The sequence below is a fragment of the Bacillota bacterium genome, assembly GCA_013178415.1.
Taxonomy (GTDB): Bacteria; Bacillota; SHA-98; order Ch115; family Ch115; genus Ch115.
Map to the genome: position 1 here is coordinate 80977 of JABLXA010000011.1, position 25922 is coordinate 106898.

Consider the following 25922-nt stretch of genomic DNA (forward strand, 5'->3'; position numbering starts at 1 on the left):
AGCATACAGGAGAATATGCAGGCACATGACCACCAACAAAGGGAAGATGCCACCTTATGATCACGCTTAAGGACATCGCGCAAGCTGCCGGAGTTTCTCAATCGACGGTTTCGCGCATATTGAATCAACGTCCCGGCATTTCGGGCCCTACGCGTGAACGAGTTTTGGAGATAGCGGCGAGTCTCAACTATCATCCCAACGACTTGGCGCGCGGGCTCGCAGGATCAGCCACAAATATAGTAGGCGTGATCTTTCCCCGAATCAGTAACCTCTACTATGCGCAACTGTTACAGGGCATTCAGGAGGTTGCCGGTGATCTGGGTTATACTCTTGTCCTATGTATCACAAATAATGATGTGGAAAGGGCACTCAAGTACCTTCAAATCCTAAAAGGCTATCGATCTGCCGGTGTTATCTATCTAAACGCATACTTCCAGGAAAAGGACCAGGAGGGTTTGCTGAAGGCAGATATTCCGGCAATAATCATCAGCAGAAAGGTTCCGCCTGGCAAGTTCTACTCCATAGTCATCGACGAATTCAAGGAAGCGAGCCGGGCCACTAGATACCTTATTGAGCTTGGCCATCGCAGACTTGCTTTCATCGGGGGTCCGCTAGAAGATCCATGGCCCGGGCAGCTAAGGCTGGCGGGGTTTAGGGAAACAGTGCAAGCTTACGGCCTGGATCTTGATCCGAGCCTCATCACTCAGGGGGACTGGACATTTGGGAGCGGAGTGGCTGCCATGAAGAGGCTGCTCGCCAACGGGCGAAAGATCGATGCGGTCTTTGCGGCCAGTGATGAGATGGCCATAGGCGCGATGAAAGCCGCGCAAGCAGCCGGGCTCTCCGTGCCAGGGGACATCTCAGTAATAGGCTTTGATGGAGTGCCGCTTGGAATTATGTGCACACCGGAACTTACTACCATAGAGCAGCCCATCACTGAGATGGGCCGGACAGCCATGAGTGTCCTGCATCGATTGATACAAAAGGCTGACGTGGAGAATTACCAATTTGTCTTGCCTTGTCGCCTGGTGGAGCGGGCATCTTGCCGGCGTCGTGAAGATTAAGAGAACCATATCGCTCATTTTGGAGTTCCGCCGCCACATCAGGCGCATCATTATCAGACTGGGCTCGGACGCAAAATGAAATTGCGGACTCCGGCCCACAGGACATCGCACCAGCGATAAATGACGGGGGTGATAGATGTAGACTTAAGGCTTATTTATCATGTGGACACGTGGACGGCTGTGGGTTAGCACCGTAGAAGACAGATGTTTCCAAAAGACAACAGGATGATATGGAGAGAAAGGGGTAAAGCCTTGATGAAACGCATATTGATGTTCTCCGTTATCTTGACTTTGGTCCTGAGCATGGTTGCTGGCGCGTGTGCTAAAGAGCCTGTGGTTATCAACATGTTTTGCGGAAAAGATCAATCAGGCGCCAACGTAAAACTTGTAGAGATGTTCAATTCCACCCATGATAACATCAAAATAAACTACCAGGAGCTACCCCCAAGCACAACAGAATAGCATGATAAGTATGTCACTGTGCTGGCTGCGCGGGATTCTAGCATCGATGTCATGGCTACAGATATCCCATGGGCCCCGGAATTTGCCTCAGCAGGATGGCTGCTTCCCCTTGATGACCTGTTCACCGATCGGAATGAGTATTTTGAAGGACCCCTCCTGGGGACAACCTACATGCGTCACATCTATGCGGTACCCTGGTTTAACAATGCAGGCATGCTCTTCTATCGCAAGGATCTGCTGGATGGTGCAGGCATTAAACCCCCATCAACTTTCGATGAATTGGTTGCAGCGGCCCAAAAACTCCAAACTCCTGACCGCTATGGCTTTGTCTGGCAGGGTAAACAGTACGAAGGCGTTGTTTGCGCATGGCTGGAAGTATTTTGGGGCATGGGCGGCCGCATGCTGGATGAGGATGGCAATCTCGTCGCTGATAAGAAAACCCTCGCCGATTCCCTCCAGTGGATGGGTGACCTGATTCATAAATACAAGATCACCCCACCAGCGGTCACCACATGGCAGGAAGCGGAAAGCCAGGCCGTCTTCTTGGAAGGCAAGGCGGTCTTCCACAGGGGTTGGCCATCAGTCTATGCCAATGGTCAAAATCCGTCTATGTCCAAAATCATAGGCAAGATCGGCATTGTGCCCATGGTCCATGCTCCGGGCAAGAAATCTGCAGCAACCCTTGGTACATGGAACCTCAGCATTTCCAGGTTCACCAAGCATCCAAAGGAAGCCTGGGAAGTTGTCAGATTTATGACCAGCTTTGAAGCGCAGAAGATCAAAGCACTCATGGGGGGCAACCCACCGGCGCGAAGGGCTGTCTACAATGACCCGGAAGTGCTGAAGATGTTCCCGCATTTCAAACAATTCCACGATGTATTCCTTGGCGCCTTACCGCGGCCAGTGACTCCTGCGTATCCTCAGATGTCTGTCGAGGCTATCCAGCCGCATATAGCTGCGGTCCTGGCAGGAACCAAGACCGGCGAGGCTGCTGCGGAAGCCATGCTGCGTGATATGAAGAAAATCCTCGACCGGGCGAAGAAATAGCCACCGGGCGGGGCGGTGGGTGAGGGGCGGAATCCCCTCACCCGCAAATGAGGGGGTAGAATGCATGAAGCCACCCAAAAGTCTGACTGAGGCGCAGCTGGGCCAGGTACTGGTGGCGCCAGCGGTCCTTGTCATCTGTGCCATAGCCTTTTTTCCCGTCCTTGCGGCTTCCTGGTTAAGTTTACATGAGTATAACCTCAAATACCCTTACCTGGGTCAGCCTTTTGTCGGATTGGGAAACTATATCAACATGCTTTCAGATGGCCGTTTCCTCAACTCAGTAAAAGTGACAACCATCTTTGCGGGCTCTTCTGTAGCGGTCGAACTTGTCCTGGGAATGGCTATTGCCCTGCTTATCAATCGAGAATTTAAAGGCAGAGGCATTGTCCGAGCCTCGGTGCTCGTGCCCTGGGCTCTCACGACTGTCGTGATGGCGCGCATGTGGGCCTGGATCTACAATAGCGAATATGGAATCTTCAATGCTATTTTGAAGGAATTAGGCATCATTCACCAATACATCCCATGGGTTGCGGACGCGAGCTTCGCTCTATGGGCTGCTGTGGGCGCAGATACCTGGAAAACGACTCCATTTATGGCTCTGCTTCTCCTGGCTGGTCTTCAGACGATTCCTGGAGAACTGTATGAGGCGGCAATGGTTGATGGCGCCAACGCCTGGAGGCGTTTCTGGCTTATCACAGTACCTCTTATGCGCCCAACGATCTTAGTGGCCCTACTTTTCCGCACGCTCGATGCAGCCCGGGTCTTTGACCTGCTCTTCGTGCTCACTGGCGGCGGTCCGGGTTTCAGCACTGAATCCCTGTCGATTTATACCTACCGATCGCTATCCGTCAATCTCGATTTTGGCTACGGTTCGGCGCTATCTGTAGCCACTTTTCTGTATGTCATGCTGATTAGTTTTGTCTATATCAAGGTCCTGGGAGCAAGCGCTTCCCGCTGATGGGGGGTCCTATTATGAGCATCGTGAAATCTCCGCCGCGAAACACAGCAGGTCAAAGACGTGGCTGGAAAAGTCATGACTGGAAGAAACAACTAGGTAATGTCACATTCTATGCGGGGGTAGTATTACTCGTGGCATTTTGTCTTGCGCCATTTCTCTGGATTGTCAGCACTTCACTCAAATCCCCTGACCAGCTCTATAAAACCCCGCCGGAACTCATTTCACGGCCTATATTCTGGAAGAATTACATAGAGGTCTTCCATGGACGTCCATTCGCCCTCAATATTTTAAATAGTGTCATAGTCGCAGGTTCAGCCATGTTCCTGGCGCTCCTGGTGGGTTCTTTTGCTGCTTATGCCCTAGCGCGGCTGAAGTTCCCCGGGCGGGATCTTATTTTGAGCATGGTGCTTGCGGTCTCCATGTTCCCGGGCATAGCTATAGTAAGCCCCCTTTACCTTTTCTTTTCCCGGCTGGGTTTGGTGAATACAAAGCTAGCATTGATCTTCCCCTATGTTACATTCGCAATGCCCCTTACCATCTGGACGCTTACCGCATTTTTCCGGGACTTGCCCATGGAATTGGAGGAGGCTGCTAAGGTGGATGGATGCACGCCGGTGCAGGCTTTCACAAAAGTCATCATTCCATTGGCTGCGCCAGGGGTGTTTACGTGCGCAATCCTTGTGTTCATATTTGCCTGGAATGAGTTCCTATTTGCCCGAACCTTCCTAAATAACGCCAGGTCTTACACAGTTCCCGTCGCCATGCAACTTTTTGAAGGAGTCGGGGACTACACCATCCCATGGGGCCAAATTGCCGCTGCCTCAGTGATCGTGACCATGCCATTGATTATTCTGGTTCTGTTCTTCCAGCGACGCATCGTCGCTGGGCTCACTGCAGGCGCGATTAAAGGATGATTTTCATCTCTCCATTAGTGGCGAGTATGGGCGCTCCTTTGCCAGCTGATGCGCCCATACATCTTCCTTAGTGACGTAGAAAGAGCAGGAGAGCGATGCCAATCCCTATGATGAGCCAGATCGAGGCGCCAACTCGTACCGGACTTAACCTCTTGGTATTATCTTCATCCGCCCCCTGCGGCGGCTTGGGAGGATGCTTCATTTCCAGCGCAAAAGCTCTCCTGCGAAGCCTTACGGCTTCATCTAACTTGCCCTTGCGCTTGCAGACCACGGCAAGGTTATGATGGGCGTTTACATGCTCTGGATTACATTCTATAGCTTTCCGATACGCGCGTTCCGCGCTGTCGAGATCACCTAAGTCGAAATAGAGATTTCCCATCCTATAGTGAATATCTGCTCTCATTATCCCGAATGCAAGCACATCTGACAGTAGATCGAGTCCCTCCTGACAGCGCCCCTGCTGCCTAAGGTTTTCGGCCTCAGCCAAGGCTTGCTTTACTCTGGCCTGCAATTCGGGATCAGCAGCCCGGATTTCATCTATGCGGTATCCCATCTTTGGCATCCCTCCTTACTTGCCCCCTCATCTATGAATTCGCTCTGAAGGCCTCCAACACCTGCCAGGACAATCTCCAGCCTATAGATGCCCAAGCTCGAATTTAGAAATGTAAGCCAACTGTGTACGGCGCGCCTGGCAACCGTGCGGTGACATGGCCGGGTTATCTTTCAACTCTGGACTTGGCAATCTATATTTCCAGCAACCTATAATAAGTCTCCAATCCGGTGATCCTCGCTGTCATTGGCAGGGATCCTCGCTCCCATAAGGAACTATCCTTAGCATAGGTTGAATAACGGATTTTGACATGGGGATCTTGGTCTCGTATATTGGATCATCAGTTTAGAAGGATAAACGAAACACGGAGCAGTATTCATGATGGATGTTGTCATAAATGGCATACTCTTGCATTTTGAGACTCACCAGACGTAACACATGTCTAAATGGAGTAGATCATATACGTATAGAGCTCAGCCACGGCTTTGAGAACGTGCCAGATAAAGATTTTGACGTTATTATGTCCAATCCTCCCTATCATACAGATTTCTCCGTGGCCAAACGTTTCATTGAGGGCGCGTTTGCGCACCTAATTCTCGGCGGCCGTCTCATCATGGTTACAAAACGACGCCAATGGTATGAGAATAAGATCAAATCCGTTTTTGGCGGGGTCCGCGTCATAGAATCGGGGTGAAACATGCCATAAAGGCGTTGGAACGCTCATAGATAAATGCCCATGCCACCCGAGACTTGCATCCGGCGGATGAGAGTCATCGGGTGGCTGGTTTTATGGAAGCGATTCTATCAACCCAAGATGCACTTTATTTATTGAGAGGGAAAACAAAGAAGAAAAGGAAAAAGACTACAAGGAGGATTATAATGATCCACCAGAAATCAAATCCCCATTCCTTCGGAGCAGCCGGCATCTATGGACCCTCCTTTCCGGTATACCACAGCGACTTTCCCAGCTAACAGATGTGGGCGATACATGTTATGCATCGGGCCAGCTGCGTGTGCTGGAAAATGGGGATTGAGCCTCCACCAGATGGGGGAAACCGGTCATGGTGACATTGCGGCGCTCGCTCATGTGTAAGCAGGCGTCATACCTTCCACCGCGAGATCTGCCTCAACACCCTATCGGCCGTCTCACGGCTATCAATACCGCTAATGTTTGCGAACCATACCCCCTCGGGCTTCAGAGCCTCGAAAACCAGGGGTAGTTCGTCCAATGTTATCCCTAGCTGGATTCCCTTTCCTGCCTTCTGGATCCTCTGATAAACATCAACCCATCTGGCAAAGCCTTCGCGGCCGGCTCCAGGGACCCACTGCACTGCATTGAGTTCCTTGATCTTTAATATAGAATCGAGGTGGCGCAAAGCTCCAGGGCCATCCAAGTGATAGATGGAGCGTTCATAGAAACGACATTCTTCGATAATGCCAGGCAGGAAGATCTCGTCGAACATCTTCTTGCTGATCATCCCTGAGAAATCATTAGATGGAATATAATAGCGACCATCATGAATCAATGGTGTCCATGAGGTTATAGGCATACCCTCAGCGCGAAGCATCTCATAAAAGATATTGTAGACAGAAAAGTATTCTTGCTGAGAACTTTGGAGCTTCGCTTTGACTGCATCCAGGTTTTCAATCAGGTCGATAGCCAGTTTCTGGGGGTCCCGTAAGGCAGCCAAATGATCACCGCCGGGGTGAAAATCCGTAAGGCCCACAATGAATTTGCCCCTCCCATGGTCCAGGAGAAGTCTGGTAAATTCCATAGTTGCTTTGAAGAGAGGATGCTCCGGATTGAACACAGCTTTATCAGCATCGCGCTGCCAGTCATAAACGCATGGTTCGCTCCATGCAGTATCAGCGCCGAATTCATATCCGCAACCGCACCAGGCGCTGAAGATCTCTGGCCCCATATTTGGCCAGGCAATTGGAAGCGCATCGGCATAGCAGATATGATTGGCGAGATCAATAGCCATTACTTCTGCACGAAACTCAATATCCAGCCATCTTTCACGGTGAGTCTTGTAAGTCTTCTTGGGCAATGGCGCCGGGTTATCGACAGGCAGGATGATGCTTACGGGCGGTCTGTCAACGATCTCCCTGTGCCAGAAAGCGTCATAACGCGCTTTTGTCTCTTCATAGTCCGGCTTCAATGCGAACTCCATATGCTGCCTCGCCGAAATCTCCGGGACTTGGCCCAAGGAGATGCGGCGACTCCCCTCCGTTCCATGGAAATACTCGCCAAAGGGCAAAATACTCCTTGATTTCCCCCAACTACCTCTATATCGCGTCAGCGCTCTCCTTCTATGCTTTCAAGCACGGGCTCTGCGATTCATGTGGGAATGCCGAACATCTGCTCCTTTAGATCGAGGTAATAAAGATAGTCCTCCTCCTTGACGTTCGGCGGACAACGGTGGTCGACAAATGGTATATATCCACCTCTCTCCACCAATGGAACGAGAGTTTCTAGATACGCCTTGATAGCATCCCTACCCTCACCGAGTTCTATCTTGTCGACACCACCCATGATTCGGAGCTGGGGACCATATTTATCCAATAACTCCCTCGGATGCCCGCTAGAATTCACCTCAAATGGGAATAAGCAATTAACGCCGCCTTCCAGCATGTAAGGCAAAATGGGCCGGACATCACCGTCACAGTCTATATACCAGATATCGATTCCTGCCGCCCGAAGCTTATTGCTGATCCTCTTATACCTCGGCATAACAACATCACGGAAAAAACCAGGCGTAACAATCGGACCATTCTTGAAGGCTATATCCTCCCATCCAGAGGCAAAATCGAATTTGAAATGAGGCAGCACCTGGTCCAGGAAATCCTCCACGAGGAGGCAGCAAGTCTCCACCATATCTTCTACCATGTCAGGATAATCATAGCAGGCGTAGATAAGTCCCTCAAAGGTCAGCATGTCCCTTATCTTCCCGATCATAGAACCGCAATTTACACCCAATGGATAGTCACGATCGGGTGGGTGGGCCTTTTTGAGGGCTTCGATGTCGACTTTGCGTCCCGGGTCGTCTCGGCGAAACCTCTCTTCTTTTACCCTCTTCCAGTCATCGGGCGTCACAATAGATGACTTGATGAAATGCGGGATTGTATCATGGCCATCCTTGGGGATCTCCGCTAAGAGACCATCGGCATTGATGATCACATTGGTAGTGGCGGTTTCATCAACGACCTTTTGCTCAAAAGGTGGTGACATCCATATGTTTCCACTGATGACCTCAATTCTATCGAAGTTGAAAAAGATATCGGCTTCCCTATTATTGGTAATGTGATTATCCCTGAAGATGCTCCATTCACGGAAGTTTTCATCCCAATATCCAAATTCCATATTGAAACAACGGTCCACCGGTTTATAATGCATTTGATTGTTGAAACGCTCCCGATCGGTCATCGTGCCTTTCCATTTGGGTCGACAAGGTTCGATACTCAAGGGAATCCCCCTTCCCGCTGGTATTCAGATCCTGTCCGGGCCGACTCGAAGATTTCACTTCGGCAAGATGCCAGAAACTCCTGCCTCATTATTCAATAACCATATCTGCAATCTGCAGCACGCCCGCGCGAGGGGCTCGCAGCCCGGCATGCAATAGTCCGGAGGTAGCCTATGCAATCTGCAGAGCGGCCGCGAAATGAGCTTGGATATACGCTACAGCAGCTGCTTCAGGACCCCTTTTATAATCCTGGCCGAATTGCGGAAGGCTTCCTGTTCTTCCTCATTCAACTGGATCATTACGGGATGAACAACACCCGTGCGATTCAGAAGAGTAGGCACGCTCAGGCACACATCATCTACTCCATAGTAGCCATCCAAGAGACACGAGATAGTCATCACCACATTCTCATTTCGCAGAATAGCACCCACGATTTCTGTCATCGCTAGCCCTATCGCCCAATAGGTGGCTCCCTTCCGGTCAATGACCTCATATGCTGCGCGCCTTACATCGTCCAGCAGCTCCTCCCGAAATTCAGGCCGGCAGGCTTTCTCGCACAATGGACAGTATTCAGCCAGCCGCATGCCCGCTATGTTCGCCAGGCTCCATACCGCAACTTCACTGTCACCATGCTCTCCTATGATATAGGCATGAACATTCCGAGCGCTCACATTGCAGTGTTTGCTCAAGAGATACCGGAATCTCGCCGTGTCAAGCGCTGTGCCCGAACCGAGAACCCGGTTCTTTGGAAAACCTGAGAATTTGAGCGCTATGTAGGTCATGATGTCCACCGGGTTTGTGACCACAAGAATGATTGAGTCAGGCGCATATTTGACGACCTCTGGAATGAGCCCCTTGAATATCGCGGCGTTCCTGCTCACAAGGTCAAGGCGGGTTTCCCCCGGTTTTTGGGCAGCTCCTGCCGTGATCACAACAAGGTCTGATCCTTCGATATCTTCCATTTTCCCTGCCCTCACCACAACTGGGCGCACAAAGGGCACTCCGTGACTCAGATCCAGGGCCTCGCCTTCCGCCTTTTTGAAGTTCACATCCACGAGAACGATCTCTGACGAAAGCCCACTGATCATAAGACAATAGGCAAAGGCCGACCCAACAAATCCTGCGCCAATAATCGATATTTTCGTAGCTCTTCCGGAACGAGGTTGCTCCATTACCATCACCACCTATCAAAGTTTTCATCGACATGGCACGGCCCATTAGCCTCATGGCCATGCCCGGGACCGGCTACCTCCTGGGCTTACCCCTCCCAATCTCCCACTATCCACTATCCACAAGTGAGGCAGCTAACCGATCCGCGATCTATAAACCTAAAGGATTCACCTGGTATGTTCGTCAAAATCATCAATGATCCTTCATTGAATGCTGCCGGTGCCAAAATCCCTGGCGATGGTGAAGCTATATTCCCTGGACCTGCGCAGCCTGGTTTACGATACGACCAACTTTTTCACCTGGATAGATACTGCAAGCGAGGCGGAATTACCTCAGCGGGGGCATAACAAGCAGAAGTGGAACGTGAAGCAGGTGGGCTTAGCCCTGATGGTGACCATGGACTTCGCTATTCCCCTGTTTCACCAGGTGTATCCGGGAAGTGGAATTGGCAATTAGGGGAATTGGGGCTCAAGATCAAAATTTACGGGCTCCAGAAGGGGCCCGTCATTTATAAAGAGGGAGACATCAGTTAGGGATTCGAGACTAATATCAACGCGGGGCGCGCCTGCCCAGCAGGGATCTGTCCATTCGTATTGAAATTCCAATTGGCAGCCTTTGTAGTGCGCCATATCATTCACCAGACCATGGATGGCTTCAAGGGAAGGAGCATATATTCCCCATGAGGCGGCAAGGTTTACCTTTGATAGAATAAAGTGAGCCTATGATCTTCTGGGCGTTCCGCCACATCTTGACATGGATGTTTTTAACGGCGCTCATCAGTTCAGTGGCAGGAAAGCTTTTGATTGGATGGGGAGTTTTCTATAGAACTCCATAGGGAAAATAGAAATATGGATGTTAAGTTATAGGAGGGTCTATATGTCTTGGGCTGTGATTTCAACATGGAGATTTGGACTATCAGCAGTAATGCGCGCCAGTGAAATCTTGTCTTGTAATGGTAACTCCCTAGCGGGACTTTCCTAGTTAGCGCACAGACAAAAGCGAGAACCCAGGTACCACAAGGGTTTCCGACCTTGTACTCCTGTTACTAACTGGCTAGCCGGTGCATCGCCTCCAGACCGAGAGTTTGAGTAAGCATACGTTGCACCTCATTCATCTCGGAAAGCGTGAAAGTGTCCTTCTTACGGGTCTCAGGCGGGTAGATATGGGCTACCTCATAGATGTCCGACAGTTGCTCCAGGATGGCCTCTATACTCATATCCATCCCTGCCTTTGCCAACCGGCGGTGCAGGAGCGCGCTCAGTGTCAGCGCCAGAACACAGTAAAAGGCGTGCACGCGTATCTTCTGGTCTGTCCAGTGGTACATAGGGCTCCACCCGATGAAATGGGGATCCTTCATATCCCTGAAACTCCCCTCGATACATCCCTGGCCGCGGTATGACAGCTCAATCTCCTCGGTACTCCACTCATCCCGATTAGTGAAAAGGATGTTCTTGCCAAAGTGCTTCTCTACATAAGCTTCTTGAGCCTCATGGTCGACCTCATACTCCAGGCTGATGCCCCCGTCCTTTTCGGTGACCTCCCACTTTATGATCCCGTCCAGGGGATTGCCCAGGATCTTTCTCACCCCGGCTCTCACTCCTGTAACCGTGGCTTTTTGCCTCGCGTCTTCCGCCCGGAATTGCGTTCGTCAAGGCCCTTTTTAGCTCCCTGAGCCTCTCGTTCGCCTTACGCATGCTGATCACCAACCCCTGCATCTGGCCCAAATAGAGAGCCTCATTGTACGTGACCACTACCGTGCGTTTCGCCCCGAATACTTCTTTCTTGGTCCGATACGCCAGCACGCCTCCAAACTGGGAGCCTTCCAGGGGCACAAACTCAGTCTTTGGCACCGCTAAAAGCTCCGGATGGTGGCTTGGCACGAGAGATCCCACGAACCCTATAGCATCCGAAAGCCGGAGTATGTTCTTCTTGGAATTATTACCTTTGTCCAGGATGAGCGTTACATCCTGACACTCGCCTGCCAACTCCGTTGCCACCTGATACAATGCCGCCACTGCCCCGGACGAGAATACTCGCGCCATATGCGGCTCTGCCCCGGCACCTTCCAGCTTAGCCACGATGTCCTCTGCCTTACCCAAGTACTTCTGCCATACCATCGGTCGATGGTCGCATTTTGTTAGGCAACATGAGAAAATCCAGATGTATCAAGGGTTTCCGGCCTTCTTTAGACGTAACTAGGAAACTCCCGCTAGGAGGTTATTAGATGCTTGATGTGGTCTAATCAGTCACTAATCAGTCAGGCATCAGTATATTTGTTTTTTACTGATCAGTGGGATCGGCTCGATTTCGTGGGTCCCTATGCTTCAGCAACAACATGCTGAAGTCCCTTACGAGCTCAAGCTCCTCCCTCGTGGAGTCTTCTAGAAGCATGACAATCTCATCCGCCAGGCGATCCTTGGGTGAGGCCCCCTCGCGTTCGTCGATGGCTGAGACGATGGCCGCGGCAGGGACACCAAGAGCATTGGCAAGCCTGCAGATCACCTCAAGGCTCGGCAACCTTCGGCCGCCCTCGATTTTGGCCAGGAACGTCGGGTGTATCCCGGCGGATTCAGCAAGTTTTTCCTGGGTAAGCCGCCGGTCCTGACGCAGTGCCCGCAGGCGGCTGCCTATACGCCGCTTTAGCTCCTCCATGCATTTTCACCTTCTAATTTTATTGTTCCAGACTCTGCGACAAACAGGAATAGACCCATAGTCTGTAGAATTATGCCTCTTAGTCATGACAGATAGTCTGGCGGTCTGGTCTGAATATTGACAGATTGGAGAGGGACTGTCATGATTGATTCGAAAATTAAAACTCTCATCAAGAGCGGCGGATGGACTGGCCCGATGAAGCCCGGCAACCTGCCAGCATATCACGGGTAAGGTGCTAAATCCTGCAGCGAAGATTTCCGCTGAGAGATGAGGACATATTCAATTGGCTGTTGCACGCCCTCTCCCTTGCACAGAGGGCTTCTTGTTATACGGACCGCGGGTCCAGATTCGGGGGCGGACACAGAAGTCATGGAAGGGGGGTATGGTCTGTTGCCAATCGGTGCGCCATTAGATCATCAGGGATTTCCAACCCGATGTCTCATTATTGCCATAATGGGACACTAATGGCCTGAAGGCTGCTCTTGCAGACCGACCTGGGGGGCGACGGCCAAGGCTGGTCCTCTGGCGAGGATCATGCCCGGCCATAGAGCAAGTATGGGGGGCGGGCAGTATGAGAGACTTGGCTTCTGCGCTGGACAATTTGCTTTTGCAGTTGTGCGAGATGATCGAGACCATTCTTGTCATAAAGGAGGGCATGGGGTATGCCCATCCGCCTGATTCCAGCGGCAAGGATGGCAGCTTTGCTGCTCATCGAGACAAGGGCCCTGAGAGAGATTCCACAATCGTTCCGCAGAGAATAAGATGGGCGCTGGTTGACCTTGCCGAATATGGTTTTGTGGTCCTGGAGTCAGAGGATGACGCTGACCAGGTGCAGGCGGGGTATCCCCTGCAGACGGACAAGATCAGACTATCACACGGATGGTGCGTGCGCGAAAAGATGAGTGAAGCGATAGATATTTCTACACCACCAATTGGTTAACAGAGTAGTCCTGACGGTCCTTGCTCGTGTCTTTGCGTGGGTGGGTAGCCGCACATATTCGGTACGCTGTATATAGGGACAAGGGATGGCAATTTACTGAGCCTAAGACCTCAAGGAGCAGACGGACGATTAAGCTACCCCCTACGGTGACGCAGGCATTGAAGGCTCACAAAGTGAGACAGGCCGAGGAGCGACTTGTAGCTGGCCTAGAGTATAAGGATCTAGGAATCTGCTCTATTATGATCCAATGCCGGCTAGAGTCTCGGTGAAGGCTGTATGCGCCGCGTCCAAGGAATCCTGTCTTCTCGCGATGGCGCAGTCAGGCGTGAAGGACTGCATCACAGATTACCGGGAGCTTGTGAAAAGGGAAGATATAGACGCCATAGATTGCTGTACCCCCAATTACCTTCATTTCCCCGTGGTCCTGGATGCGCTAAAGTCCGGCAAACACGTCTATTGCGAGAAACCTCTCGCTATGAACGTGGAGGAGGCCCATGAGCTTGTTCGTCCCGCAAGGGAATCGGGGCTTCGAAATCAGGTTGCCTTCCACTATAGGTTTGTCCCGGCCACCATGCGAGCGATGGGTCTTATCGAAGAAGGCGCCTTGGGACAGATCCTCCATTTCCGGGCTCAATACCTTCATTCAGGCTATATAGATCCCAATCGCCCGCTAAGCTGGCGTCTCACCAGAGAAAAGGGGGGCGGAGGGGCACTTTTTGACCTGAGTTCTCATGTGGTGGATCTGATGCGGTTTCTACTTGGGGACTATCAGGATGTGATGGCCAGGCTGCACACATTTATTATGGAACGACCTGACCCAAAGCGTCCCGGCGCTAAGGGGAAAGTGGATGTAGATGACCTCGTGATCCTCCAGGTTAAGATGGCTGATGGCTCCTTTGGCATTATTGAGGCCTCGCGTGTAGCTACAGGAACGAATGATGACCTCCGCTTCGAAATTCATGGGACAAAAGGAGCCGTGATGTTTAGCCTTATGGAACCAAATTGGCTCTGGTTCTACGATGCCGCTCAGCCTCAGGAACCCCTGGGCGGCAGGAGCGGATTCATCCGCATTGAGACGATTCAGCGTTACCCAAAGCCTGCAACAGGCTTTCCTGGTCCGAAATCCTCCATCGGCTGGACAAGGTACCATCTCGCAAGCCAATTCGATTTTCTGAGAAGTCTATCCGGGGAGGGTTATGAACCTCTGGGAGCCACCTTCGAAGATGGCCTGAGGGTGCAGGAAGTGCTGGAGGCAGCCGAAAGATCCAACAAAATAGGAGGATGGGTTAATGTCAGACAGAGTGCAGAATAAACCCCAGGTGCTGCTCTGGCAAGGGAGGGCATCCATGCCTGTCTATTCACTGGCAGGGGAAGCTGTGAGCCGCACCACCACGATGTCCGCCCCAGACACGGCATCGCGGAATCCCTCGAGTTCCCCTTCCGTTTTCATAAAATGACTGCCTTTATGTATGGCGCGACCTGTGCTACCATGGAAGAGGATCCCTCTAGTCGGGATGGCCGACACCTTAAGGAGCCCAGTTTTTTCAGGAAGACATAGTGGAGGGAGCCAGCTGGAGGTAGCTATTTTGAAGGCCTTTTTTGGTGCTTAACAAAACAGATAAGCTAGATGAAGTATTGAAGGCTCTCTTGGATTGTGACGTTAAAGGCGCAACGATCCTAAACAGCACGGGGATGGGGAGAAGACTGGCTAAGCAAGTTCCTATCTTCGCAAGCCTCGGTATGATGCTCGATGACGGGCGTTCCTATAATTACACGATTTTCGCCGTTATGAGAGATGAAAAGGTCGACCCAGTGATCGAAGCTCTCGTTAAAGTCCTTGGACACTTGGACAACCCTGATACCGCAATAATCTTTACTATTCCGGTAGATAGAATTGTCGGGTTGAGCCGGATCTCTCAGGATGAACCGCACCCGGTCTGAAATCCATTACGTCATTTTGCTTTGGAAAGCTGGCAAATCTGCTGAGATTCCCTGCCGTTACTGGTTATCTTATTGCAGGCATCATGATCGGGCCTTCTATGCCCAATCTTTTAACTAGTGAGCGGTCTCCCTTCTCTATGGTGCGATAGCCGCGGCGACGGCGCCTGCAGCTACGATATTGGTAATTCGCGAGCTCAGGGCGAGAGGGCCGCTAACGGAAACGTTACTTGCCGTAGTTGCCATAGGTGATCCAATATGTGCCATGGCCTTTGGCATAGCCTCGGGTATTGCGGCCATGTTGATGAAGCACGCTGATGTTTCCCTCACCGGCATGATCTTCAGACCCCTTTGGGAAATACTCCTTGCGCTACTGCTGGGGTTGACCCTGGGATTCCTCGTATCGCTTGCTGCTAAAAAGATCCGGGATGAACCAGACTTACAGGTGCTTACGCTGGGGGCGATTTTTGCCGGGGCTGGACTGGCGCTGGCGCTTGACTTGTCGCCGCTTCTGACTTGCATGGCTCTTGGTTCTGCGGTAGATAATGCCTCTCGCCGTGGCGACAAAGTCTTTGATGCAATCAAGGCGCTGGATACCCCAGTTTATGTTGCCTTTTTCACTCTGTCAGGAGCAGGACTCCACATTGAACTCCTGGGCAAGGTCGGGCTTGTTGGTATTGGGTATGTTTTCTTCGGGGTGCTGGGCAAAATCTTGGGAGCCTCACTGGGCGCAACCATCACCGAGGCCCCTCGATCAGTTAGAAAATACCTTGGGCTAGGCCTTATGCCCCAGGCCGGAGTGACGCTTGGACTCAGCCTGCTTGTGAAACAGCAGTTCCCTGAAATCGGAGAATTCATATCTACCACGGTTGTCGCCTCAACTGTCATTTATGAACTCATAGGCCCCGTATGCTCCAAACTCGGAATAACACTTGCGGGAGAAGCAGGCGGTGCCCTTGACATGTAGGACCGCGCTAAGCTTGACGATGTCCTGGAAGGTAGCTAGTTCCTCCGGTGCAAGTAGCGGGAGTCTCATCCATAAACCTGTGCCCCGCTCTCGACCATTTCTTCAATTGCCCTATCCCCATCACCTGTGTTGACATTCACAGCTCGAATGCCCTGGCGGATCAGGATTACCTGAAACCCCTCTTTGATGCCATCCAGGACAGCAGCCTTGACACAATAATCAGTGGCCAAGCCCCCTACATAAAGACACTTTACCCCATTTTCCCGAAGCCATTGTCCAAGGGCCGGGTTCCCAAGCTTCCCGTCAAGTGTACCATCGAACCCCGAATATGCTTCTTTGTCGGGGAGAAAGCCCTTTCGAAATATCGTGCCGTCTACGACAAGATCAGGGTGAAATTCCGCCCCCCTGGTCCGCTGCACGCAATGATGAGGAGGCCATATGCCGCCATTTTCCCGGAAGGAACAATGGTTTTTGGGGTGCCAGTCCTGGGTATAGGCTATAGGTGACCCGGCCTCCTGAAACCGCCTGATCCAGGAATTGATCACCGGAATTACCTCATCTCCCCCAGGTACCGCCAGCGCCCCGCCGGGACAAAAATCATTCTGGACATCGACGATGGCAAGACAAGTGTCCTTGGCAATCACAGAACCATCGCCTCCAGATATGGACTTTCTAGACTACTCTAGCTTACCATAGGTGGTCCGCTCCGAAATCGTGGCAATGCATAAGCATATTACAGTCTCTCTCTCTGCACAATCCGTCAACTCTAAACTTGGCAGTCTATATTATGGTGCCTATACTATAAAGCTGGCTATCACACCCACAACTATCCCGGTGACCAGCCCGATGGTCGGATATTGCTCCGATCCCGAGAGGTGGGCTTCAGGAATCAGTTCGTCGCCTGCCACATACATCATGGCGCCTGCGGCAAAACCAAGGCAAATTGAGAGGAAATGAGGCGACACCGCCCCAAAGGCCACACCGGCAAGTGCCCCGAGGCCCATGGGCAATCCCGCGACCATAGTACATATAATGACGTTCAACGGCCCCATTTTCCCCGCCCTCAAAGGTACCGCGATAGCCATTCCTTCCGGGACATTCTGGGCTACGATGAGAAACGCTATCCCAACCCCGAAAGCCTGTTCATGGGCATATGCCGCACCTATAGCAAGTCCCTCTGGGACGTTATGCATGGCAATGCCGAGACCGATCAAAAGCCCCATGGATCTAAGCTTCGCAATCCTTTGCCCATGGTAAATCTCCCATCCTCGCCCATGTCTAGCCTTTTGCCCATGGCAAACCTCCCATTCCTGCCCCTTCCCTATCCTAACTGGATCACTGTGCATATGGGGAAGGATCATGTCCAATGCCAGCAAGGATACGGTACCGAGGAGGAGGCCCAGCGAAGCCCAGCCTTTACTGCCGACTTCTATGGCCTCTGGCACGAGGTCTACAAGAGAAATGCTGATCATGACCCCGCCAGAAGCTGCCAAAAGAAAACTGAGGCTATCCCGCCCCCCGAAACCTAAACCACAGTGCAAAGACTCCGCCAATTCCAGTCCCGAGAATTCCCGCCAGGAAACCAATGACCGTAGTAGTCAGGATGCCCAATGCTCCATCCCTTTCTCTATGCGCTGTTAAAATGCCGATCAGTAGGGTCGCTCGAAGGAAAAAATTTACACTTCATCCGGCCGCCACTTTTGCCTGCCGAAAAGTAGCATCTCCTATGCTTATCTGGCCTATTTGCGGCTATAAATCGCCATTGGAGACCAATGTCACCGGATATGGCACATCCCTGGCTACTGGTTCGAATGGCGCATTTCAAGCAGATACAGTATGGCGCATTTCAACGTAGATACAATGCGGCGGAAGCTCGCCTTGACTGGACTACCCTACCTTCCGCTCCCAATCTACTACCCTGCGACTTTACCGTCAAGAGCTCTTCGGGTGCAAAGGGCATTCGTACTATAAGGTGAGGCTGCAGGCGATAGCGGTTTGGGCGGAGGATCAAAGCATTTTGCGGAAGCCATGGCCTACCATCAAAGGAGGTTTTGAACGGCCGATGGCCCTTCAGGCAGATTCGCTAGATCACATTCTACCCGGAGATAGCTACAGGCGGCACGGCGCCAGCAGTTTCTGCAGCTCGCTATCCACCAGACACATCAGCTCCCCCAGGGTCTGGGAATCGAAGGCCAGGCGGGCGCCGGCAGCCTGGAACAGCTCCGGCAACGACCGCCTGTTACCCAGCGCCAGGGCCTTCCGGTAAGAACTCACGGCACCGGCATGGTCATGCAAGGAATTACGCCATATCTGAAGCGCCCCAATCTGGGCCAGCCCATACTCTACGTAATAGAAGGGCGTTTCAAAAATATGCCCCTTACGATGCCACCCGCTAACCTTCGCGTCATCGAGCCTCGTCCAGTCGGTCCAGGACATGAAACGATCCCAGAGCGCGCCCCACTCCCGATCCAAATCCGCTGCGGAAACGTCTTCGGGCGCCTCGCTGTACACCCAGTGCTGGAAGGCATCTACCACGGCCATGTAGGGGAGGAATGTGATGATGCCCAACAGGTGTTCAGCACGGGCGCGGCGGGCATCCGCCTCAGAATAGAAGCCGCCCCAGCTGTGTTCCAGGTAAGAGGCGCCAAGCAGCTCCATGCTCATGGAGGCTACCTCGGCGAATTCGAAATTAACAGCATCCGTGCCCATTCTGTTCCAAACCAACGGATCCCGGCTGGATTCTATAAAATGAAACGCATGACCACTTTCGTGCAGCAACGTATTCACATCATCCTGAATGCTTACACAATTGGCAAAGATATAGGGCTTCCCGGTGATATGAAAACCTCCGCTGTAGGCACCCGGAGCCTTGTTGGGCCGCGATGCAAGATCCAGATTGCCATCGCGCATGATCGCAAAATACCGACCCAGCTCGGGATCTAGATGATTGAAGATCCTCTGCGCACCCTCGACGAGCTCGTCTATTGTGTCAAAGGGGTGGAGGGCAGGCCGGCCCAGAGGATCCACTTCCGTATCCCAGGGCCGCAGCTGCTCAACCCTCAATGAGCGTTGGCGCCAGGCAGCGTATTTGGGAGCCAACGGCAGCATTTGCTGCTCGATAGCCTCATGAAAGAGGAGGCAGTCCGTCGGCGTATAGGAAAAACGCGACAGCTCACGCCAGCGATAGGAACGGAAATCTGGCAATCCCGCGTTGCGGGCCATCTGGCGGCGAATCTGCAGCATGCGAAGATAAAGGGCGTCCAGGGCGGAACGGTCTCTCAGCCAGCGGTCCTGCACCAGGCGCCAGGCCTGCTCGCGCACAGAGCGGTCCGGGCTGTACAGTCGCTGGTTGGCCTGCTGCAGAGTCATTTCCTGCCCGTCCAAGGTGACTGACATGGCTCCTACGATCTTGTTGTACTCATTCTCCATGCTGGCCAGTTCCGCCTGCAGAGGGACATTCTCGTCCCTATGCAGCTCTGCCCAATTACGGAAGCGCCGGTAGGTTTCCCGGAATTCTTCCGGAGGCTGATATCCTTGTAAAGCCAGGAGCTTCTGGCGTAACCCCTGTTCAGCTACGGTGATCTTCGGCTGGATGTCCCGCACAAAGTGCAGATAGCGGGCCTCTGCTTCAGCATCGGCGGTATTTTCCGTAACCGCGCGATAGGCAGCAAAGGACGCGTCTTCTAGAATACAGCGCAGGTCACTCCATTGCTGCAGCCATGTGCCGACAGTGTCGGGGGTCAGGTCTTGCGCCTGCAGAGTGTCGAAAAGCGGCCGGACGGTGCCCCATTCGAATGGATCAACCGGCATCTTGGCTGGATCTGTGGGTGTTTGCGGTGTTGCCATCATATGCATAACTCCTTTATGAGACTGTTGATACTTCCCGTATTTTGTAAACAAAGTCCGATTAAACCGTAAAAACCGTGGTCGTGCTCGGCCAGAGCTGTGTGATTTCCCTGGCTCCAAGATTCTCGTAAAACCTGCGGGACGGGTTTGTAGCAAGTACCCAGACAACCATTTCGCCATCGACTCCTGGATCCGTGTGGCGAGCCGCGCAGCCCCGAACCCATGTACAGCATTGACGCGCCTGACAAGCTCGATATAATCATCGGTCCAAAGGTCGCGTTTCTGTTTCTCGACGACTGCCTCTGGAGGCTCCTGCAGCCCCTTAAGTATGTCACACAGATGATCCACGCCGTGCATATACACAAGGCGCTTCGCCCCTCACAAGAATGTCTGCCAGGGTTTCGTGGAACGCTGAGCCCATGATCATATCTTTGTTCGGCGTGCCTCGCACACGCTGGACCCGCCGAGGCCAGTCGCGGGATCCGTCGTCAGAAGGCAGGCTGCATCTGTCAGAAGCCGAGAAGATGGGTTCTATGACTCGAGAGGCTCGGTTCCCTTGCACTCGGGGTATCTACTGCACCCCATGAAGGCGCCTCTCCGCCCAGACCTAAAGCGCATCCGCCCGGTCTTGCACACAGGACAAGGGATATCGAGTTCCTCAATGACGACTTCGGGCACTGGCCTCGATATGTTCATAGTCTCGTTGCAGCGCGGGTAACCCGAACACCCAAAGAACGGACCGAACCTGCCCGTCCTCAATACCATCGGCCGCCGGCAGTCGGGTCTGGGACACGTCGGCCGCCCCATCCTTTTCTCCAAGGCAGCTGAGATGCGTTTCAGCAGAGCATCGGCTGCTTCCCTTCTTTTCTCCGTGTTGAAAGCTTCTACGACTCCATTGAACTCGAGGAATATCTCGGTCAACCGTGGATTCTCGAACCTGATCATTTGTTCCGTGGTGCGGCTGTGAGACAGAATGTTCAAGCTACCACACCAGGTTATCCGGTCATCAATGAAGGCCAACTTCTCATGCACACCCTTACGCACGTTGATCTTGACACCGACGGATTCCAGCTGCTGCAGAAGTGAGTCGCCGCTTTCGTAGTCCGTGTCCCCTTGATGCGCGGCACGACCAGGGCGAGTGAAGACGTGTACTTCCACCCCTTTGCCGATCAGGTGCCTGATTACGGGTATGAGCTGTGCCGTCCGTCGTAGCTCCACAAAAGGGCTGAAAATGACTACAGACTTCTGCGCGGACATTAGGTCCCGCTGGAAAGCTGGATAGAACATGACCTCATGGTACAGTGACATCCCTTCGGGATTCCCTACGTCCACTCTCGGCTGCAGTCTCTCGTTGAGATCGAGTGTCTCACTGTCTTCATACCCCGATAGCACGGTCCTGCTGTCTATCAGACTCGCGTTTTGCCCAAAGTACCTCAGCACGACCTCCAGTGCGCTGCCCACCCTGCGTTGCCGCAAATACTCGCAGTTCGCAACGAGGACGAGCTTCCCTTTCGCCCTTGTGAACGCCACGTTGAGGAGACACTTCGCTTGGGCGTTGGTCAGAAGCGTTCCCGGCTTGAATGGCGGGCCATCGACAAGGTCAACTATGATGACATCCTTCTGATTGCCTTGAAAGCGATGCACTGTGGCAATCTTCACGTTGTCACCCAAGTGGTGCTCCTTGGCAAGCACGTGAAGGAGACGAGCCTGCGCGCTGTAGGGAGACATTATCCCTATCTCCATCTTGGTGTCTCCTTTTTCCACCACGCTTTGCATAGCTTGCTCGGCCAACCTCACTGTGACAATGGCACTATAGATATTGTAGCGGGAGTATGTCCCTTCTAACCAGGCACACCACGGATTCGCAGACGACGTGTCGCAGAGGACGATGGGCGAACCTTCGTTGGGTAGAGCCTGCAGTCCGCGATCAGTCTCGTCAGACCTTGCGTGGTGCGTAAGGGGATTGCCATCTGGCAGGTAAACCAGCTCGTTGGCCAGGTCACCGATGGTTTCGTGCATTCGGTACTGCTTTTGGAGTGAAACCAGCCGCGGATCTTCCCTTTGGACTCTCTCGCTGCCATCAATGATACCGGACTCGACGTAGATGCTGGTGCCTATCCTCTTCACCGCCAAGGCTGATTCATTGGCAGCACAAATGGGTGCCAATTGGCGGAAATCACCGAGTACAACAATACGCTTGGTGCTGCGAGTAGACGCAAACCAGAGGTGAGGTTGCGGTATCATGCTTGCCTCGTCTACCACGACATCGTCGAATTGTGCCTGGTAAAGCTCCTGAGTTGTGGTCAGCTTTGAGAGCGTCGCGCCTACTACCTTCGCCTCCACGATCACCGTCTCCACCAGATGCGCAATTTGCGCCTGGACAGCCGCAAGCTCACCTTCGAGGCGCTTGACTTCCGTCCGGGACCGCCCGAGCTGCAACTGAACCTCGTCCGCCGTCGGCACGGGCGCGTACTTCTCAAGCACCCGTTGAGCGTCATCAAGCGCTGTGCGAGCTTCCTCCATTAACAACTCCAGATGAGGCAACGCCTGCTCAATCCGCGCAATTTCTTCTCGGATTCCGACTAGCTCGGCTTCCTTCTCTTGCAGCTGGGCTTCGATAGTCTTTGGATTCAACCCCAACAATATCCTGCGGAAGAAGCCTGCCTGCCTCGCATCAGCGAGCCTTCTTTCCAATAGCTCCTTCTCCCCCAGACATGCCTGCGTCCGCCCGTGGAGCTCGGTATTCCGGTCCCTTGCTGCTGCCAGATCGTCTTTGGCCGTGTCATATCGTTTGCGCAAGTCAGATACCTCTCTCAGCCTCTCCTCCCACCATGCCCACCGATCGCTTAGCTCTCTCGCGGCAGCGAGACATCGTTCGATTTCTTCACACCGCTGCCTGAGGCCGGCGCCTCGTTTCTCCACAACCGTCTCCAACAGGAGCTCTTGGATTTCCGAGTCCATTTCTCTGGGTTGCCCAATGCGAAGGATAACCCCGTTGTCGATCTGCTCGCGAGTCAATCCCTTCTTGGCTGCCTTCAGTACTTGATCTACAGCCGTATTCGTGTGAGATGTTATGAGTACTCGTTCCCCCCGCTGAATCAATAAGGGAACCAGGTAAGTGATAGTCGTCGTCTTGCCTGTGCCGGGCGGTCCCCAGACGAAGGTAACTCGTTGCGACAACGCCCTTGACACAGCGGCTCTCTGCTCCGAATTGGGCTCGTGCTCGCCCGATGGCAGGAGCCCGACTGGCGGCTCGAAAGAGAACTTCTCATTCGGCGCCTGGTTGAATAGCCTCATCGCCATTTCCTTGTTGGCTCTGAGCGAGCCCGATAGCGTCTCGCGGAGCCTGGTCTGTAGGATTTCCAGGAGGTAATACGGAGAAGTGTTGAGTCTGGCCGACGGCACGCGCTCGCCCAGATCTTTGGTCACCATGAGGATTATCTCAAACCCATCAACGGTGACTACCGTCACGCTGTACCTGGTTTCTCCAACTATCAACTGAGCGGGAGTGTCGTCCGGAACGTTGAGCTCAAATGCGAGATTGAAAGAATAGAGGTATCGCCCCACGGAAAAACCGCGCTTGACTCCATCCTGGAGGCCGACCTGCTGTCCCCCGGTTCCTCTCTTGATGGCTTCCACCTCGTCACCGAGGGCCCTAATCATCTCTTCGGTGATCGCCTCGTAGGTCACAACGACACCCCCTAGCATAGCTACCACAAGAAACACTGTATAGTCTCACCGCAGAGCGCAGGGTGCCTTCGACCGTTCTCTATTCTAGCTGCTGTTTTGCATCATCGTCAGGCTGGCTTAAACGAGCCAGTTCCTTTCGTCCGAGCTCGGTTATTTCCCAGATCCCTCTCGGCGAGTCTGCAGCCAGCAACCCTTCATGGACCAGCAAAAGTCGGCACCACTGCGCGGTATTTCGCCATCGCGGCTCGCTCGGATCAGAAGGAAGCGATTGTTGATCGTACTCGTTTAAGTGACTCTTCACCTTCCCATGAACGCGTTCAAGGACCTCATTGACAGGCGCAGAACCACCAAGCTCCGCCAAGGCTTCAAGGATGGGCGTCCGAAAAGCGGTTTCAGGCGTGCGCAATCCCCGATGCAATCGCTGCACAACGGCTGCGGGCCGGCCCTCCTTCTTTGGGCGTTCGGTGATAAAGCTCCGAACATAGCTACTATAATCCGATATAAGGTTGTCGCGCAATCCAAACACATCCATCGCAAGCTACTCCCCCCATATCGACGTGCCATGCCAGGAAGTCCCGCATCCGGTTTTATACTTCTACGCCTGAACATTCTTACCTGCTGCCCATTTTGCAACCCACCAATCCGAGGCCCATTATGAGGTTACATTTGCTGGAAACCACCGGAGCGATGATGACCCCCTCTTACTCTCCATCTGGCGAACTGTCCCCTCTCCCTCATATCATCATCTCGCCGCAAAAAACAAGACCCTCTCCACGTCGAGGAAGAGGGTATGCTATCCCGTTTGAAATCCGCCGATTCTCGTTACCGTCCTCTGCGGTCCGTCAAAGATTGCGCTACAGCGCCTATGACAGTGCCCATCCCAACTCCGACTCCAATATACAATGGCCGCTTTGTGATTTCAAAGGCCAGCGTTCCAAACACAATACCAAGCGCCAGGAATAAAGCAACGTAAGGGACCCTGTGACCCTGTGCTTCATTCACGTCCGGATCCCTCTTTCCCTCGTGTTCTCATCCGCTCTGTCATGCCGACATTGCCTTCCGTGCAATCGCCACCGCAAACCTCGCGTCTTCGCGCGCCCTTTCGGCATCTTCCTTGGTATATTCATCAGTTGGGATGAAATCTACATCACCATAGAAGGCAAATTCCCTCTCCTTGCGCAGCCATTTTGAAATATCGGCAAGTCGCCGGAGCTGAGATTTGACGTCATTCGGAAACCTTACCGCATGTTCCAGCAGTAAGCTGCCCACATCGTGTTGTTTGGGAGGTTCAACGCCGATATGTCTCAGCATTCCCTTCAAGGCTAGTTCAACTATCTCCTGAGCTTCGCGGACTACATCTGAATAGTCTTCCTCCGCAAGTAACACATCGAGGGCCTTAAGGCGTTTTTCAGCCTTGATCAGGTAGCTTCCTCCGAGAGTCAGGCCGGTCATAGGTCGATTGTCTCCCCCCTTCGGAAATCGGGCTTTAGATCCCAGTACCAGGCTCCCTTCCACTTTACCTTCTTTGCCCCCAGCGCCTGGAGCTTCGTTTTCAGCTCATCCAGGTAACCTGCAAAAAAGCCATTCCTATCATAGAGTATCCTTGCATCCTCAATCATGTCCAAAAACAGAAGACTTCCCGATTTTACCTCATGCGGGGTTTTGATCACAGGCGAAAGCACGGGCGTTATCCCACACTTCCTCATGTTATCGAAAACATCGCTTAAGGAATCTTCCAAGTGAGAGAATTCCTCCATACGTCTCAATCTGCCCTCAGGGAGGCGGGATGCCACGATTAACAAATCCACGTCAGAGTCAGGCCGCGGAACTCCACGTCCTACTGACCCGTAGACCGCCAAGGTGATCAAGCGTTCTCCATAGAGGTCCAGGGCCTTCTCTTTAATCACTTCAAGGAGCCTATCGAGGGATTCCAGCAACATGGAGATCTCTCCTCTCCCGAATGTTCTTTCGACATAAAGCCCAATGTCTCCTCTCGACTATCATGTCTTAAATAGAGTCTCATTATAGCAACAATTGAACCAGCGAAATACCGAAATGGTGATGGGGATGCGGTTGAGACAATTCCAAAACACGATTTGCATGACAGACCCCCATGCTACCGCGGTAGCACCACCAGAGCAGTCCTGTAATGAAATCGGATAAGAATTGATAAAAGGGGAGCCTCCTGGTATAACATTAACGAAACCCCACAAAGACAGGAGGTCCCCAAAGCTGATGGACAAAACTGCAAAGATTCAAT

The 25922-nt window shown here is 52.7% G+C and carries 26 protein-coding genes and 1 riboswitch; of the genes, 11 read left to right on the plus strand and 15 right to left on the minus strand.

Going from position 1 to position 25922, the window contains the following annotated elements:
• Positions 1 to 56 precede the first annotated feature (56 nt).
• The 5 genes from HPY52_10265 to HPY52_10285 all read left to right on the plus strand — a co-directional run bounded on the left by HPY52_10265 (position 57) and on the right by HPY52_10285 (position 4445).
• Positions 57 to 1064 (plus strand): LacI family DNA-binding transcriptional regulator, encoded by a 1008-nt coding sequence (locus HPY52_10265; GenBank protein ID NPV80642.1) that lies wholly within the window; start codon positions 57 to 59, stop codon positions 1062 to 1064.
• A gap of 255 nt (positions 1065 to 1319) precedes the next feature.
• Complete coding sequence (locus HPY52_10270) at positions 1320 to 1526, plus strand: hypothetical protein (GenBank protein ID NPV80643.1); 207 nt, start codon at positions 1320 to 1322, stop codon at positions 1524 to 1526.
• Positions 1527 to 1544: 18 nt separating this feature from the next.
• Positions 1545 to 2573, plus strand: a complete 1029-nt coding sequence (locus HPY52_10275) for an ABC transporter substrate-binding protein (protein ID NPV80644.1) — start codon at positions 1545 to 1547, stop codon at positions 2571 to 2573.
• A 64-nt stretch (positions 2574 to 2637) separates the two neighbouring features.
• Positions 2638 to 3531: a sugar ABC transporter permease gene (locus tag HPY52_10280; GenBank protein NPV80645.1), complete on the plus strand. Its 894-nt coding sequence runs from the start codon at positions 2638 to 2640 to the stop codon at positions 3529 to 3531.
• 14 nt (positions 3532 to 3545) lie between these two features.
• The gene (locus HPY52_10285; GenBank protein NPV80646.1) at positions 3546 to 4445 is read left to right on the plus strand and encodes a carbohydrate ABC transporter permease; all 900 of its coding nucleotides are present in this window, start codon (positions 3546 to 3548) and stop codon (positions 4443 to 4445) included.
• Positions 4446 to 4512: 67 nt separating this feature from the next.
• On the opposite strand, the gene HPY52_10290 is transcribed toward HPY52_10285, so the two are convergent.
• Positions 4513 to 4998: a tetratricopeptide repeat protein gene (locus tag HPY52_10290; protein ID NPV80647.1), complete on the minus strand. Its 486-nt coding sequence runs from the start codon at positions 4996 to 4998 to the stop codon at positions 4513 to 4515.
• Positions 4999 to 5392: 394 nt separating this feature from the next.
• On the opposite strand from HPY52_10290, the gene HPY52_10295 reads away from it, so the two are divergent.
• Positions 5393 to 5689: a methyltransferase gene (locus tag HPY52_10295; protein ID NPV80648.1), complete on the plus strand. Its 297-nt coding sequence runs from the start codon at positions 5393 to 5395 to the stop codon at positions 5687 to 5689.
• 406 nt (positions 5690 to 6095) lie between these two features.
• Here the strand turns inward: HPY52_10295 and HPY52_10300 are convergent, their stop codons facing one another.
• The 3 genes from HPY52_10300 to HPY52_10310 all read right to left on the minus strand — a co-directional run bounded on the left by HPY52_10300 (position 6096) and on the right by HPY52_10310 (position 9631).
• Positions 6096 to 7169, minus strand: a complete 1074-nt coding sequence (locus HPY52_10300) for a hypothetical protein (GenBank protein ID NPV80649.1) — start codon at positions 7167 to 7169, stop codon at positions 6096 to 6098.
• Between the two features lie 167 nt (positions 7170 to 7336).
• Positions 7337 to 8392 (minus strand): hypothetical protein, encoded by a 1056-nt coding sequence (locus HPY52_10305; GenBank protein ID NPV80650.1) that lies wholly within the window; start codon positions 8390 to 8392, stop codon positions 7337 to 7339.
• Positions 8393 to 8674: 282 nt separating this feature from the next.
• Positions 8675 to 9631: an L-lactate dehydrogenase gene (locus tag HPY52_10310; GenBank protein ID NPV80651.1), complete on the minus strand. Its 957-nt coding sequence runs from the start codon at positions 9629 to 9631 to the stop codon at positions 8675 to 8677.
• Between the two features lie 208 nt (positions 9632 to 9839).
• Between HPY52_10310 and HPY52_10315 the strand changes: the two genes are divergently transcribed.
• Complete coding sequence (locus HPY52_10315; protein ID NPV80652.1) at positions 9840 to 10085, plus strand: hypothetical protein; 246 nt, start codon at positions 9840 to 9842, stop codon at positions 10083 to 10085.
• A gap of 589 nt (positions 10086 to 10674) precedes the next feature.
• Here the strand turns inward: HPY52_10315 and HPY52_10320 are convergent.
• From HPY52_10320 to HPY52_10330, 3 genes are all read right to left on the minus strand, one after another.
• Complete coding sequence (locus tag HPY52_10320) at positions 10675 to 11214, minus strand: hypothetical protein (protein ID NPV80653.1); 540 nt, start codon at positions 11212 to 11214, stop codon at positions 10675 to 10677.
• Entirely contained in the window at positions 11129 to 11644 is a 516-nt protein-coding gene (locus HPY52_10325; GenBank protein NPV80654.1) for a hypothetical protein, read from the minus strand. The genes HPY52_10320 and HPY52_10325 overlap by 86 nt, the downstream gene beginning before the upstream one ends.
• A gap of 265 nt (positions 11645 to 11909) precedes the next feature.
• Positions 11910 to 12281, minus strand: a complete 372-nt coding sequence (locus HPY52_10330) for a helix-turn-helix transcriptional regulator (GenBank protein NPV80655.1) — start codon at positions 12279 to 12281, stop codon at positions 11910 to 11912.
• Positions 12282 to 12444: 163 nt separating this feature from the next.
• Positions 12445 to 12555, plus strand: a riboswitch (SAM riboswitch).
• Between the two features lie 297 nt (positions 12556 to 12852).
• Here HPY52_10330 and HPY52_10335 point away from each other — a divergent pair.
• The 4 genes from HPY52_10335 to HPY52_10350 all read left to right on the plus strand — a co-directional run bounded on the left by HPY52_10335 (position 12853) and on the right by HPY52_10350 (position 16126).
• On the plus strand, positions 12853 to 13221 hold the full coding sequence (locus HPY52_10335) for a hypothetical protein (GenBank protein ID NPV80656.1): 369 nt from the start codon (positions 12853 to 12855) through the stop codon (positions 13219 to 13221).
• A 247-nt stretch (positions 13222 to 13468) separates the two neighbouring features.
• Positions 13469 to 14533 (plus strand): Gfo/Idh/MocA family oxidoreductase, encoded by a 1065-nt coding sequence (locus tag HPY52_10340; GenBank protein NPV80657.1) that lies wholly within the window; start codon positions 13469 to 13471, stop codon positions 14531 to 14533.
• A 290-nt stretch (positions 14534 to 14823) separates the two neighbouring features.
• Complete coding sequence (locus tag HPY52_10345) at positions 14824 to 15162, plus strand: P-II family nitrogen regulator (GenBank protein NPV80658.1); 339 nt, start codon at positions 14824 to 14826, stop codon at positions 15160 to 15162.
• 145 nt (positions 15163 to 15307) lie between these two features.
• Positions 15308 to 16126, plus strand: a complete 819-nt coding sequence (locus HPY52_10350; protein ID NPV80659.1) for a hypothetical protein — start codon at positions 15308 to 15310, stop codon at positions 16124 to 16126.
• 65 nt (positions 16127 to 16191) lie between these two features.
• Here HPY52_10350 and HPY52_10355 read toward each other — a convergent pair whose 3' ends face one another.
• From HPY52_10355 to HPY52_10390, 8 genes are all read right to left on the minus strand, one after another.
• A complete protein-coding gene (locus HPY52_10355) occupies positions 16192 to 16767 on the minus strand; it encodes a nicotinamidase (GenBank protein ID NPV80660.1) in 576 nt (191 codons plus the stop codon).
• Between the two features lie 153 nt (positions 16768 to 16920).
• Positions 16921 to 17679, minus strand: coding sequence for a ZIP family metal transporter (locus tag HPY52_10360; protein NPV80661.1), 759 nt, complete (start codon positions 17677 to 17679; stop codon positions 16921 to 16923).
• 556 nt (positions 17680 to 18235) lie between these two features.
• Complete coding sequence (locus tag HPY52_10365) at positions 18236 to 19975, minus strand: M3 family oligoendopeptidase (GenBank protein ID NPV80662.1); 1740 nt, start codon at positions 19973 to 19975, stop codon at positions 18236 to 18238.
• Between the two features lie 528 nt (positions 19976 to 20503).
• A complete protein-coding gene (locus tag HPY52_10370) occupies positions 20504 to 23662 on the minus strand; it encodes an AAA family ATPase (protein ID NPV80663.1) in 3159 nt (1052 codons plus the stop codon).
• 79 nt (positions 23663 to 23741) lie between these two features.
• Entirely contained in the window at positions 23742 to 24194 is a 453-nt protein-coding gene (locus HPY52_10375; GenBank protein NPV80664.1) for a hypothetical protein, read from the minus strand.
• A gap of 290 nt (positions 24195 to 24484) precedes the next feature.
• On the minus strand, positions 24485 to 24664 hold the full coding sequence (locus HPY52_10380) for a hypothetical protein (protein ID NPV80665.1): 180 nt from the start codon (positions 24662 to 24664) through the stop codon (positions 24485 to 24487).
• Between the two features lie 39 nt (positions 24665 to 24703).
• Positions 24704 to 25114, minus strand: a complete 411-nt coding sequence (locus tag HPY52_10385; GenBank protein ID NPV80666.1) for a HEPN domain-containing protein — start codon at positions 25112 to 25114, stop codon at positions 24704 to 24706.
• On the minus strand, positions 25111 to 25602 hold the full coding sequence (locus HPY52_10390; GenBank protein ID NPV80667.1) for a nucleotidyltransferase domain-containing protein: 492 nt from the start codon (positions 25600 to 25602) through the stop codon (positions 25111 to 25113). Before HPY52_10390 ends, HPY52_10385 begins: the two co-directional genes overlap by 4 nt.
• Between the last annotated feature and the right edge of the window lie 320 nt (positions 25603 to 25922).

Coding starts and splice junctions, on each gene's coding strand:
- HPY52_10300 (NPV80649.1), bottom strand. CDS start 7,169: ATGGAGTTCGCATTGAAGCCGGACTATGAAGAGACAAAAGCGCGTTAT.
- HPY52_10270 (NPV80643.1), top strand. CDS start 1,320: ATGAAACGCATATTGATGTTCTCCGTTATCTTGACTTTGGTCCTGAGC.
- HPY52_10290 (NPV80647.1), bottom strand. CDS start 4,998: ATGGGATACCGCATAGATGAAATCCGGGCTGCTGATCCCGAATTGCAG.
- HPY52_10315 (NPV80652.1), top strand. CDS start 9,840: ATGCTGCCGGTGCCAAAATCCCTGGCGATGGTGAAGCTATATTCCCTG.
- HPY52_10385 (NPV80666.1), bottom strand. CDS start 25,114: ATGACCGGCCTGACTCTCGGAGGAAGCTACCTGATCAAGGCTGAAAAA.
- HPY52_10365 (NPV80662.1), bottom strand. CDS start 19,975: ATGATGGCAACACCGCAAACACCCACAGATCCAGCCAAGATGCCGGTT.
- HPY52_10285 (NPV80646.1), top strand. CDS start 3,546: ATGAGCATCGTGAAATCTCCGCCGCGAAACACAGCAGGTCAAAGACGT.
- HPY52_10375 (NPV80664.1), bottom strand. CDS start 24,194: ATGGATGTGTTTGGATTGCGCGACAACCTTATATCGGATTATAGTAGC.
- HPY52_10295 (NPV80648.1), top strand. CDS start 5,393: ATGGCATACTCTTGCATTTTGAGACTCACCAGACGTAACACATGTCTA.
- HPY52_10340 (NPV80657.1), top strand. CDS start 13,469: ATGCCGGCTAGAGTCTCGGTGAAGGCTGTATGCGCCGCGTCCAAGGAA.
- HPY52_10330 (NPV80655.1), bottom strand. CDS start 12,281: ATGGAGGAGCTAAAGCGGCGTATAGGCAGCCGCCTGCGGGCACTGCGT.
- HPY52_10280 (NPV80645.1), top strand. CDS start 2,638: ATGAAGCCACCCAAAAGTCTGACTGAGGCGCAGCTGGGCCAGGTACTG.
- HPY52_10305 (NPV80650.1), bottom strand. CDS start 8,392: ATGCATTATAAACCGGTGGACCGTTGTTTCAATATGGAATTTGGATAT.
- HPY52_10265 (NPV80642.1), top strand. CDS start 57: ATGATCACGCTTAAGGACATCGCGCAAGCTGCCGGAGTTTCTCAATCG.
- HPY52_10390 (NPV80667.1), bottom strand. CDS start 25,602: ATGTTGCTGGAATCCCTCGATAGGCTCCTTGAAGTGATTAAAGAGAAG.
- HPY52_10310 (NPV80651.1), bottom strand. CDS start 9,631: ATGGAGCAACCTCGTTCCGGAAGAGCTACGAAAATATCGATTATTGGC.
- HPY52_10335 (NPV80656.1), top strand. CDS start 12,853: ATGAGAGACTTGGCTTCTGCGCTGGACAATTTGCTTTTGCAGTTGTGC.